This is a genomic window from uncultured Succiniclasticum sp., from assembly GCF_902793885.1.
GTDB lineage: Bacteria > Bacillota > Negativicutes > Acidaminococcales > Acidaminococcaceae > Succiniclasticum.
This window is the reverse complement of sequence record NZ_CADBFF010000006.1, coordinates 1-11,875: the sequence shown is the minus strand read 5'-3', so window position 1 is coordinate 11,875 and position 11,875 is coordinate 1. Positions and strand designations below refer to the sequence as shown.

The window sequence follows — 11,875 nt, the reverse complement described above, 5'->3', positions numbered from 1 at the left end:
GGCAAAAGGCCGGCCTCATATAAAAGAGTTTACTTTAAATTTGATTATTATTTACAGGAGGAACAATAACCATGGAAAAAGAATTTTTACAGACAGAAACCGCAGGAGCCAACGGCTGGACGGTCTGGAGCGTGAACGGGCGTATCGATATGGTGACGGCGGAAAAAGCCTACGCCACGGGGGAAGACATCGTAAACCGCAACGAGAAGACGGTTCTGGACATGTCCGGCATGGACTACCTTTCCAGCGCCGGTCTCCGGGTACTGCTGCGCCTGAACAAGCTGGCAAAGAAAAGCGGGAAGGAGTTTACCCTGTGCGGGCCTTCCGGCATTGTGAAATCAGTACTGGAAGACAGCGGTATGGACGCTTTATTTACGATCTATGCTTCCCTGAATGAATTAGCCTGACGGAGGTGCTGTTCTATGGCAGACGCGAAGAACGGAAGCTGGAAACGGTTTGACGCCGAAATGAAATGGTACGAACGCATCCGGGACGAAGTTATGGCTGCGGCGGAAGAAGCCGGCGTATCCATGAGGCAGCAGCTGCGGCTGGAGCTTGGCTTTGAAGAAGTCCTGGTGAATATCATTTCCTATGCCTATGACGACCCGGGCTATGTCTGGTTGAAAACGTCGGAGGAGGGCGACTGTTTCCGAATTGAGTTTGCCGACCATGGCAAACCCTTTGACCCGCTGGAGAAGGATTGCCGTCCGCCGGACGATTTGCCTTTGGAAAAAAGGAAACCCGGGGGATATGGCATTTTCCTGGTAAAAAAGAACTTTAAATCCGTAGAATACAAATATGAAGAACTGTTCGGGCAGATGGCCAACCATTTGTCCCTGCTGCTGGATAAAGAATAAAAGAAATACGGTTCCGTGAGCCTTTGTTGCCATTACAATGACACGGGAACCGGCAATCCTGACAGGAGAGTTTCACCTTGAAGTTAGAAAAGCAAAACATGAGCCTGCGTCACAGGATATTCCTGCTGCTGCTGGCAGTGGGACTGGCGTCCTTTATTATTGCAGGCGCCGTGTCCCTGGCAGGCATGTATGCGATTCGCGAAAATATAGATAAAACCGGCGCTCTTCTGGCCGATAACACGGCTTCCTTTACGGAAAATTTTGCCGAAATGCAGGTTAAGAGACGGCTGTCCGCCGATGCGGCTGCCACGGCGAAGCTGATCCGGCATGAAATGAAGACAACAATGGACGACGCCCGCTATATTGCCGAGCTGATGAGCAAGATGCTGAAACATCCGGAGCTTTATCACCCGCGCCGCCTGCCGGATCCCCATACTGACGTAATCCCTTCCGGTAAGGCCTATGTTAATTTCAGCCGGGAACTGGTGCGGCAGTACGGGGCAGGGGCTTATGCGTCGGAAATCGCGCTGGTTTCCAATATCGCAGACGACCTGGAACTGATGCCGGAATGGTATACCGCTGCCTTTGCAGGCTCGGCTCACGGTTATCTCATCGCCATGGATGTGACGCCGGACAAGTCGGCCAAGCAGTTCAGCCCGGCGTTTCTGGAAAGCTATGACCCGCGGAAGATGGGTTGGTACAAGCTGGCGGCAGACGGTAATAAACCCGCTTTTACCGGTATCTATACCGATACCAACGGCGCCCGCTGTCTGACCTGTGTGGCTCCCTATTACGACGCCGCGGGTCTGGCGGGGGTAGCCGGGGTTGACTGTAACCCCGAAACCCTGTTCCGCCTGACAGACAATGCGGACACCGTGGACAAGCTCGATCAGGACCAGGACATCACAAAAGCGGAACAGTCCCGGTTTTTGCTGGACAATGCTACCGGCAGTGTTATTTTCTCAACCTTTACGGATGGCCCGCTGGCGGTTCCCCAAAGCGTCTCCGATCTGCGCCAGAGTCCGGAAAAAAGTATCGCCCGGGCTGCCTCCGCCATGGTGGCAGGGCAAAAGGATGTAATGCTGGTCACCGTAGGCGGCGAGGATTATTACCTGGCCTTTGCCCCCGTGGACAAGCCCGGCTGGAGCTATGGCATCCTGAATAACAAACGCGCGGTGGTGTATCCGGCCGCCTATGCCAGGGATAATGTTCTGTCCCAGATGGAAGGCTTTGCCGACATGCTGCACAGTTCCTTCCGCTCCAGTCTCCGTTGGGCGCTTCTGATCTTTTTGCTCATGCTTGTGCCCCTGTTCTTTGTCAGTTCTGAAGTGGCCAGACGTTTTGTGACCCCCATTCTGACCCTGGTCGATGGCGTGAAGCGGATTGCCCAGGGCAATCTGGATGAGAAGGTGGACGTCCGCCGGACGGATGAACTGGCATTACTGGCGGACAGCGTCAACGATATGGCCGGCGACCTGAAGAAACACATAGAGACCCTTTCCAAGGTTACCGCAGAAAAGGAACGGATCGCTACCGAGCTTTCCGTAGCTACGGATATCCAGGAAGGAATGCTGCCGCGTAATTTCGGGGAGATTGCCCAAAACAAAGGCTTTGACCTGTTTGCCACCATGGCTGCGGCGAAAGAGGTGGGCGGCGACTTTTACGATTTTTATATGCTGGACGACCGCCGGCTGGTCATCACCATTGCCGACGTATCCGGCAAAGGCGTTCCCGCCGCGCTCTTTATGGTCATTGCCAAGACCATCCTGAAGAATTCCGCGCTGTCTGCCGGGGAAGAGGAAACCTTTGCGGATGTGATCCGACGCGCCAATCAGCAGTTGTGCGAAAACAATGAAGAAATGCTGTTCGTAACGGTTTTCTTCGGCGTTCTGGATATCCGGACCGGCGACTTTACCTATGTGAACTGCGGCCACAACCCGCCGTTGCTGCGGCAGGGTACGGACGGGGCGTTTACCTACCTGCGCCCTGCGAAGAAGAACCTGATGATGGGCGTGGAAGAAGACCTCCGCTTTACCCAGGAAAGGCTGCAGATGTCTCCCGGTTCGCTGCTGTTCTGCTATACGGACGGCGTGACGGAAGCCATGAACGAAGCCGGTGAAGTGTATTCGGAAGGACAGTTGCAGGCGGACCTTACGTGCATACCTTCCGGAAACGGTGTGCCTGTGGCGGATGTGCTGGCCGCACTGCGCAAAGACATCACCGCCCATGCAGGGGGAGCCGAACAGTCTGACGATATCACCATGCTGGCCATCCGTTACACCGGATAAAACCCATAAGACGAAACCGCTGGATTAATTTCCGGCGGTTTTTTTATGTTGCGGGCCAGATGGCGCCGGAACCGGTTGACAGGGAGCGTCCTGCACGGCGGTCTCCGGTCGGTCCGCAGGCGACCCAAAAGCGGGAAGGGGCTGCTGGCTGGCCGCGCCTTTTACCAGGGCTTCCGCTTTCTGTTTCTGCTGTAAGTTACGGTTGCGGCGCGCCACGGGCATCGGCACGGTGTAGTTGATGTTCCGGTTCAGCAGCCGCGTAAGGGCCATGATCCGTTTTTCGTTGCCGCTTGCTTTGAGCAGCGCGTCTTCCGGATAGGGCGTGGTGATGATGACGGGAATCGACTTGGACAGGCAGGTGGTCACGATCTGGATGAAGGTCTGGTTGGTGTAATAGGTTTCCACTTCCGAACCCAGGTCGTCCAGCACCAGCAGGTCTTTGGCAAATATCTGGCAGAACAGGTTGCGCCGTCCTTCCAGTCCCAGGGTGCTCAGTTCCGTCATGATGTTGTTCATGCTGGTGAACATGCAGTCGTAGCCCCGGTCGGTGAGTTCATTGACGATGGCTGCGGCGGCATAGGTCTTGCCTGCGCCGGGACTGCCGAAAATGAACAGGCCGGTGCCGTCCTCCAGTAATTCCCCAAAGTGGTTCGCATACTCCCACATCACGTCGGTGGTAAGGGGACTCTGTCCGTTGTCGTGGGCAAAATCCCAGTGGCATAGATTTTCCTGCCCCAGAGCCCGGCGGCGCTTTTCGTATTTTATGATCTCCTCCACGGAGCGCTCTACTTCACAATAGTTCTGCATCATGCTGTCTCCTTTCTGAATCCGGGCAGCCCTACCAGACGGGCTGCTTTTAACTGGGCCGGGGTGGTGGGGATATACAGGTCACGGATCGCCTGTTCCTGTTCCTCCGGCGTAAAGCGTGTTTCTCCTTCCCCGGGCAGGTAGAAGGGAAGGCGTTCCCCGGGATGCCAGGCGCTGCCGTTGCTATTGTCGTATTTGCCTTCCCAGTATTTTCCGGCCAGCACGTTGGCAAAGTGCTCCGGTTCCAGCAGCCAGCCCAGGGAAACCGACCAAGTCTTGCCGAATTTTTTGCCTAACAGGAAAGCGTTGTCGGCAATGCCGGCAATGGTTTTACAGAGGGTGGCTTCCCCGTAGTGTTTCAGCAGGTAATGCAATTTGTCCCGCAGGTCGGGGAACAGTCCCTTGTATTTCGGCAGGGGAAGACGGTTCCATGTATCGATCACATTCCGGTCTACTTCCGGCAGTTCGTTCCGGGGAATAAACTGATCATACGGGCTTACCGGCTTATGAGCCTGTGAAGCATGTAAAGGATGGTAAGAATTTACATTCCTATCATACATAGCCGTGTTGTCACGACTGTCACGCTGGGTGTCACGCAGGTCGCGCATTGGCGTAACGGCAGTGGCCGTGCGGCTTTGCATGGTTGTGTCACGCCTGTCGCGCTGATTGTCACGCAGGTCATACATCGTGTCACACCTGTCACGCTGAGTGTCACGCTGGTCACGCCTGTCGCGTTTTGTGACAGTATTACCTGAACCTGACGCTTCTGCCTGTTTCAGCCGTGCCCGCCGGTTTGCCTGACGGATCCGCCACTGCTCCCGTTTTCTGGCCAGGGCTTCTTCGCTTACGGAAGAGCCGGACGCGTTGCCGTTTCTCGCTGCGCCTGCCGCTGCCTTTTTCTGTAAAACCGGTCTGTTACTTTCACATAATTCCTGATTCTCATTCCGGTTATGCTCATCCCCAAGGGCCTGTAAGCGAATCAGCCCGTCTTTTACGGTGAGACGGCGCAGTTTTGCAAATACGGAAACCGTTTTTTCCACAAGAGCTTCCGGGCAGCGCAAAAAGCCGGCCAGGGCTGCCATATCCATGGACAGGCCGGGCATCAGGCGCACACAGCCTTCCGGGTCTTCCCGGGCCAGTGTTTTCATGCAGTTCCAGGCGCCGAGGATAGACAGGCTCTCCTCTCCTCCCAACGCCAATACGGCGGTCATGGTTTTGTAATCCAGTGCAAGGTTTGTGTCTATCGAATTCATCGTGTCCTCCGTTTCATCGGCAGTACCCGGCGGCGTTAGGAAAACGCCGCTTGCACGCAATTATTCCGGGTAAGGTTGTCATCGCTGCCGGTGTGTTTTTAATCTGAATCCTTCAGCAGAATCTTCAGCTTGTTCAACGCGTTGTGTTTTACCATAATTACATAGCGGCTGGTGCAGTGCCACTGTCTCGCAATTTCGCTGCTGCTTTTATTCTCCGCGTAAATTGCCCGGAGCACTTCCTGTTCCTTCGGATTCAGCATTTTCAGGGCATTTTGTATCCTGCTGCTGCGTTCTGCGGAAAGGAGAAGCGTTTCCGGCGTTTCCCCGTCCTGCCATCCGGTCTGGAATGAATGGCCTTTATCTCCGTCATTGTCCTCCGAAACCTGGCTTGTATCAGGCACTTCATACCGCTGGCGCGTCTGTAGACGCCGCGCCTCGTCATACAGCCTGCAACGGATTACACGGCGTAACAGATACGGGATCTCCCTGTCCGGGGTATCGCCTTCATATCCCATCATGAATTCCAATGCGGCCAAGGATGCCATACTGCGGGTATCCTCTGCAGAAAACAGGCTGCGGAACATCCCGTTTCTGCTGAAACCCTCTACAATCGGCCTTATTTCCTCGCATAACTCGAGAACGGAACCGGTATCGCCCTGCCCGGCCTGCCTCATCTTTTCTTTCCAGGGAAAGACGTTTTCTTCCTTTTCGTTTTGGTTATCACTCACGTTGGTTACACTCCTCTCAGAAATTATACTTACAAATCTTAAAAAACAACAAAGCCATATTATCACCTTTTCTTTTTGAAGTCAAGCATTAATGCTGTATTAAACACTTTGAAACAAATGTAAAAATTGCATAATGATATACTTATAATTGAATAATTTGCACAATATTTTAGGCAGATGTTACAAACCGGTGCGTACAAATAGCACAAAATAGTCAGACCGGTTTCAAAAAAATGGTCCGAACGTTTTCTGTCATTGCTGTTTCGGTATCTGATACAATGATAAACCAGTATCAATGCAGATTTTGGCTTTTCATTCCTTCATTAATCTGAGAAATGCCATACTTTTGTCACACGATCAACGGAAGCAATCTGGCATTATGTGTTGACATACTGGCTGAATCTTTTATAATTATTCTTGTCGCCTGTAGCTAATACGTTGTGGCAGATGAAATTCCCATTTAAATAAATCTTAAAAAGGAGAGTAATCTCAACATGAAACATCATGGTATCATCAGTCAGTTCCCGGATATATTTATAAATGGCCGGGACGGTTTCGCAGTGAACCGATTTATTTTTGTCAAATTTAACAATAAGGAGATGAATAATTACCATGAAAATTGGTAATAAGATTAAGAGAGCAAGAAAGGCCAGGGGCCTGAATCAAACCCAGCTTGCAGGTAAACTGCACATTAGTCGCGGTACCATGTCGCGTATTGAAAACGATAAAACCACGGTTTCTGAAGATTTGCTGAACGATATGTATGTAGTATTATTTGGTGACCGCTCCGGACCGGCGTATCCGGAAGGCACAGAGAAATCGGATCTTACGCCGGGGCAGGGCGGGTTCGCGTACGCGGTTGCGGAGGCTGACTACCCCTGCTGTCACTGCCCTAACAACAGTACAGTGCCGGGATCAAATCCGGAGGAAAATCCCTGCAGGGTATGCAGGTATAACCGGCGGAAAGCGTATCGCTAACCGATTGTCACGGTAATTAAAATTGAATAGTAACGGGGATACAATCTGTCATGCAGGCGATCCGGAATCGTTCCGCTTTTGCGGAAGTTCCAGAAAAATGCCGCAAGGCGCACCGGCGCCGTCCTATCCTTTCGGGGAGGGGCGGCGCTTTTTTAATGCCTGTGTTTCTGAAAACCGCAGGCACACCGACAGGCTGTTGCGGTAATGGCAAAAGCCCCGGGATGAAAAAACGTAAAAATTTTACTTCCGATTTTGCGGCCTCAAACGATTATAAAAGTGTGAGTGGAATTCGGAACCCCAAACAGAAAAATGATTCAGTGATGCAAAGGAGAAAACACAAATGTCGGAATCAAAGGGAATCGTGATTGAAGAACAGGAACTGAGGGAGATGGCGCGTTCGGCCCGGGGCTGCATACAGCACATCTACCTGCACTGGTCCGGGGGCCATTACGGCGCCAACGAAGACGCCTACCACCTGTGTGTGGACCGGGATGGGCAGGTGTATGTGAACTGCAGGAAGCTGACTGAGGAAAAGGCCCACACCTGGCTGCGCAACAGCAATGCGGCTGCCATCAGCCTGCTGTGCGGTTACGGCGGTGATTGCTGGCCGCCGGGAAACGGAAACGTGCGTACTGTCCACGCTGTGTATGTGGGAGACGGCTGCGCGGATCCGGACGATGCCATCATCCGCTTTGGCAACGAACCGCCGACGGAGATTCAGATCGAAGTGATGGCAAAGCTGACCGCCATCCTCTGTGAGGAGCTGGGGCTGGTGCTGGACAAGGACACCGTGCAGACCCACTGCGAGATCGCCTTTAAGGATCACTACGGTCCCGGCAGCGGCGATCCGTACACCAAGTGGGATCTGTGGTTTCTGCCGGATTACATCCACGGCGGCGAATTAATTCCCGGCGGGGCGCTGCTCCGGGGAAAAGCGCTGTTCTATCTGCATGAAATGAGGCAGGAGCATAAAACGGCCTGAGGGTGATTTGACCTGCGGATCCCGGTTTTTCACCGGGAACCGCGTCAGATACAGCGGGCGCGCAAGGCGGCATGCGGCAGAATCGTAGGGCCTGCAGATGTAGGTTGGCTGAGCGGTAAGTCCCGCAGCGAATCATCGGAGAAAGGAGGTGAAATCCAATGGCAGCAGTAATGAACGTAACCAAACGTACCTTATCCATTTCCATCCTGCGCGGTCAGAACGCAGATGGCAATCCCGTAAGCAAAAGCTATGTCTATTCCAACGTGAAACCGGATGTGGAACCGGACAAACTGATGGTGGTAGGCAAGGCTCTGGGCGGTCTGTTCGATAATGAGATGACCGGACTGAACGTAGTGGAACGGGCGACTTTGTCCGAAGACTAAGGCGTCCCTCTGGTACCGCCTTCGCTTGCAACCCTAACGCTTCGGAGTCGCGTTGAAGGGCAACCCGCTTCCCACTTCCTCACTGCGTACGCTCAGCAAGCTTCGCGTTGCTCGGTGTCGTCAAACTGGGACCCTTCCGGGTTGCCCTGTCAACGCTCAACGAAAAATAGTATTCAAATCCTCGCGCCCTGCGGGGCACGGGTTGCAGCGCTCAGGTGGTATCATTCGGGACTAAACTAAAGAAAAAAGGAGGAAACCATAATGTCTTCTGATACAGATTTGCATTTAATCTTTAAGAACGCGGCGGGCAAAAAGGTGATTCTGAAAATCGAGAACCCTAAGGCCGGCGTAACGAAGGCGGAAATCGACGCCGCCATGCAGGCAGTGGTGGAAAACAATGTTTTCACTTCTACCGGCGGCGATCTGGTGGAAGCGGTAGAAGGTTACCTGCGTACCACCACTACGGACAAGATCTCCGCGTGATGAAACGGGGGCCGCGACATGGAGACAACGGAATTATTCAGCTTCATTAAAGACTTCGGTTTTCCCGTAGTGCTGAGCTGGTTTTTGCTGGTGCGCATGGAAAACAAGCTGGCCGGGCTGACCGAGGTGATCGGCGAGCTGAGCTGCAACATCGCCGCCATGCGCGGCGACGCGGCAAAGAAACAGGCGTAACGCCAACGTTGCGGGATAAACCCGCAAACGGGAATCTGCGCCGGGGCGAAAGGCTCCGGCGCATACAAATCATAAGCAGTCTGCCGGAAAGGGCAGGCGCAGGGAGGAACAAAAGGCAAATGAAACGGAACCAGATGATCAGACTGATGGAATACCCGCTGACCGATGCGGGCAATGCGGCGCGGTTGCATGAATTATTCGGCAAAAAATGGGTGTATATGCCCAAATTCAGGAAATGGATGCAGTGGGACGGCCATTGCCTGCAGACAGTGAAGGCAGAAACACTTTGCCTGGCGGCGGCGGAAGCCTTTGAGAATCTGGCTGCGGGCATTTGCCACCTGCCTGCCACTGCCGATCCGCAGGAACAGAAACAGCGGCTGGCCGCTTTGAACTGGCTGCTGCGGTCCCGGGTGCCATTCCACACAAGGTCGGCAGTAAAAGAACTGAAAAAACTGCATATGGAGGAGTGAAGCGAAACGCACGAAGGCGCGGCTTGTCAGAAATGGCAGGCCGCGTTTTTTTGTCTGCTTGTCTCCTGCGACGCCTGTACCTGAAAATGGTGCAGGTGTTTTTCTTTTCAAAAGTCCTTTTCCTGTACCTGCATTTCGTTTTACAAACTGGCTTCTTGAGCGGCTTCTTGATTTACAAGTGAGCAACAATCTACAAAACATTTACCTGCCGCTTGCTTTAAAAGTATAAATCATATATAATGTAAATACACAAAACGGTTTATCTATGGACACTGAAAAAGTGAAGAACACAAGGCGGGCGCCCCCGGGCGCCATTCAGGTAAGGCAAGGAGGAAAAATATCATGGCAGATACCGTAATGTTCACTCTCCGTATGAACAAAGAAACCAAAAAGAAATGCGAGAAGATCTACAGCGAGCTGGGCGTAAGCCTGTCCGCGGCCATCAACGTATTTCTGCACCAGTCCGTCTACGCCGGCGGATTCCCGTTCGATGTGCGGCTTGACGCATCCACGAGGGACAAAGTCACGGCAATGGCAGAGGAAAAGAAGACTGCGGAAGAAAAGTAGCAGGCAAAGAAACCGAAAACGTAAACACGAACCCGCGTGAAGCTAATGATAAAACGCAACAAACCATAGCGACATCGCCGGAAAGATAAACGAAAGAACACAATGGAGGAACGACGATGAATAAGATTTACAAAGTAATTTGGAGCAAGACGAGAAACTGTTACGTGGCGGTAGCCGAATTTGTAAAACGAAACGGCAAGGGCGGGTCCGTGCTGAACCGCAGGCACATAGCCGCTGCGCTGGCGGCGGTGGCGATCTGCGCTGCGCCGGCGGGTGTGCTGGCTAACAGCGGAGGACATTCTGAAGACGATGGCGATTACTATGGAGATGATCCTTATAATGTTGTCATCAATGAAACTGTAAACGGATATGTTTATGGGAGGTGCGCCCCCGGTCCTGATGGTGTCGTTTCCGGGGCAACGGTCACGGTTGAGGCAGGAGCCACGGTAAGTATTAACGTTTATGGCGGGTATGCCTTGAATAACCGTAACGCTGAAGACAACACTGTGTCCATCACTGGCGGCACAGTAAATGTTGCCGTGTACGGCGGGTGTTCTGAAAGCGGTTCTGCCAAAGGCAACACGGTGCGCATCACCGGCGGCACGGTAGAAGATGATGTGTACGGCGGGTATTCCATGGAAGGCGATGCCACAAACAATACGGTAATCCTGTCCAAAGAAAAAGAGGCCCCGGTTCTGGGAAGAATCCTGTATGGCGGATATAGCGGAAGTGGCGGCGACGTGTCCGACAACACCCTGCAGGTGGAGGCTGTCGGCCTGTCCGCGAAGCAGATTCGGAATTTTGAAAACTACAAATTTGTATTGCCGTTCGATATAAAAGCGAATGACACCATGCTTACGCTGACAAATCAGTTTTTAGACGTATCGATTGACGGAACCAAGGCAAGCGTCAGCATGGCCAGCGGTACGGTAGCGGACATCGGCCTGAATTTGGGCGAGAGCGTGACGCTGCTGGAAAAAACCAGCGGGGACGGCAAGTTTACGGTGGATAATACAAATTCGGTGGTATATGCGAAACCGTTGGACGATGTTACCGGAGGGTTACCGGTAGACGTCTACAGAGTGACTGCCCCCTCAGATAAACTGAACGTAACTTATACCGAACACTACCTCTACGGCGACGGCGGGACCAACACGCCCGGGCAGCGTGAAAAAGGCAATACGCTGACCATCAACAACGGCAAAGCTGACGTGGCCTTTGGCGGACGCGCAGCCACTGGCGCCGTGACGGAGAACAAAGTCATCATGACCGGCGGGGAAATTTTAAAGGAGAATCGCATTGACATAAAAAACGAATATGCAGGAAACATAAATGTGTCCGGCATGTTGTTCGGTGGTTTCGCGGATAACGGGGATGTGGAGAAGAATACCGTGGAGATTTCCGGCGGCACGGTGAACAGTTGGGTGATTGGCGGATTTTCCTGGGACGGCAAGGCTGAAAACAATACGGTAATCCTGTCCAAAGAAAAAGAAGCTCCGGTTCTGAATGGCACGCTGTTCGGAGGGTATGGTAACCGCACGATTTCCAACAACACCCTGCAGGTAGAGGCGGTGGGCCTGTCCGCCCCGGAAATCCGGAAATTTGATAATTACAGGTTTGTATTGCCGAAGGATATAAAGGCCGGCGACACCATGCTGACACTGAAAAGTCAGATAAATAATTTAGAAATTGACGCGGCTAAGGTCAGCGTTTCTTCCAATGTCGGAAAGACGGGCCTGAACCTGGACGAGAGTGTGACGCTGCTCCATAAGAAGGATGGCAGCGGCACGTTTAATGTGGAAAATCTGACCGGCGCAGTACAGACGTCCAAACTGGACGGCGAAGCGGGCGGTTTTGACGTGATGAAATATACGCTGGACAAACCTG

Annotated in this window: 14 protein-coding genes; 11 read left to right on the top strand and 3 right to left on the bottom strand. The window is 52.9% G+C overall.

Annotated elements, in window-relative coordinates:
• Positions 1–71: 71 nt before the first annotated feature.
• The 3 genes from QZV31_RS04445 (at position 72) to QZV31_RS04435 (ending at position 3,145) form a co-directional block, all read left to right on the top strand.
• Positions 72–407 (top strand): STAS domain-containing protein, encoded by a 336-nt coding sequence (locus QZV31_RS04445; protein ID WP_093731023.1) that lies wholly within the window; start codon positions 72–74, stop codon positions 405–407.
• Positions 408–422: 15 nt separating this feature from the next.
• Positions 423–857 (top strand): ATP-binding protein, encoded by a 435-nt coding sequence (locus tag QZV31_RS04440; protein ID WP_093731024.1) that lies wholly within the window; start codon positions 423–425, stop codon positions 855–857.
• A 77-nt stretch (positions 858–934) separates the two neighbouring features.
• On the top strand, positions 935–3,145 hold the full coding sequence (locus QZV31_RS04435; protein ID WP_295358529.1) for a SpoIIE family protein phosphatase: 2,211 nt from the start codon (positions 935–937) through the stop codon (positions 3,143–3,145).
• Positions 3,146–3,169: 24 nt separating this feature from the next.
• Here the strand turns inward: QZV31_RS04435 and QZV31_RS04430 are convergent, their stop codons facing one another.
• The 3 genes from QZV31_RS04430 to QZV31_RS04420 all read right to left on the bottom strand — a co-directional run bounded on the left by QZV31_RS04430 (position 3,170) and on the right by QZV31_RS04420 (position 5,933).
• Entirely contained in the window at positions 3,170–3,955 is a 786-nt protein-coding gene (locus QZV31_RS04430; RefSeq protein WP_295358528.1) for an ATP-binding protein, read from the bottom strand.
• Complete coding sequence (locus tag QZV31_RS04425; protein ID WP_295358527.1) at positions 3,952–5,205, bottom strand: hypothetical protein; 1,254 nt, start codon at positions 5,203–5,205, stop codon at positions 3,952–3,954. Before QZV31_RS04425 ends, QZV31_RS04430 begins: the two co-directional genes overlap by 4 nt.
• A gap of 98 nt (positions 5,206–5,303) precedes the next feature.
• Positions 5,304–5,933 (bottom strand): sigma-70 family RNA polymerase sigma factor, encoded by a 630-nt coding sequence (locus QZV31_RS04420; protein WP_176760530.1) that lies wholly within the window; start codon positions 5,931–5,933, stop codon positions 5,304–5,306.
• A gap of 612 nt (positions 5,934–6,545) precedes the next feature.
• On the opposite strand from QZV31_RS04420, the gene QZV31_RS04415 reads away from it, so the two are divergent.
• The 8 genes from QZV31_RS04415 to QZV31_RS04380 all read left to right on the top strand — a co-directional run.
• Positions 6,546–6,911 (top strand): helix-turn-helix transcriptional regulator, encoded by a 366-nt coding sequence (locus QZV31_RS04415; protein WP_295358524.1) that lies wholly within the window; start codon positions 6,546–6,548, stop codon positions 6,909–6,911.
• A 340-nt stretch (positions 6,912–7,251) separates the two neighbouring features.
• Positions 7,252–7,893 carry an N-acetylmuramoyl-L-alanine amidase gene (locus QZV31_RS04410; RefSeq protein WP_295358514.1) on the top strand — a complete coding sequence of 214 codons (642 nt, stop codon included), beginning with the start codon at positions 7,252–7,254 and terminating at the stop codon, positions 7,891–7,893.
• A 158-nt stretch (positions 7,894–8,051) separates the two neighbouring features.
• The gene (locus QZV31_RS04405; protein ID WP_295358512.1) at positions 8,052–8,276 is read left to right on the top strand and encodes a DUF1659 domain-containing protein; all 225 of its coding nucleotides are present in this window, start codon (positions 8,052–8,054) and stop codon (positions 8,274–8,276) included.
• A 261-nt stretch (positions 8,277–8,537) separates the two neighbouring features.
• Positions 8,538–8,759: a DUF2922 domain-containing protein gene (locus QZV31_RS04400; RefSeq protein WP_295358510.1), complete on the top strand. Its 222-nt coding sequence runs from the start codon at positions 8,538–8,540 to the stop codon at positions 8,757–8,759.
• Positions 8,760–8,777: 18 nt separating this feature from the next.
• On the top strand, positions 8,778–8,951 hold the full coding sequence (locus tag QZV31_RS04395; protein WP_093731031.1) for a YvrJ family protein: 174 nt from the start codon (positions 8,778–8,780) through the stop codon (positions 8,949–8,951).
• A 119-nt stretch (positions 8,952–9,070) separates the two neighbouring features.
• The gene (locus QZV31_RS04390; protein WP_295358508.1) at positions 9,071–9,421 is read left to right on the top strand and encodes a hypothetical protein; all 351 of its coding nucleotides are present in this window, start codon (positions 9,071–9,073) and stop codon (positions 9,419–9,421) included.
• Positions 9,422–9,763: 342 nt separating this feature from the next.
• A complete protein-coding gene (locus tag QZV31_RS04385; RefSeq protein ID WP_295358506.1) occupies positions 9,764–9,988 on the top strand; it encodes a type II toxin-antitoxin system RelB/DinJ family antitoxin in 225 nt (74 codons plus the stop codon).
• Between the two features lie 116 nt (positions 9,989–10,104).
• Positions 10,105–11,875 (top strand): ESPR domain-containing protein (locus QZV31_RS04380; protein WP_295358504.1); only part of this gene is annotated, 1,771 nt, incomplete at its 3' end.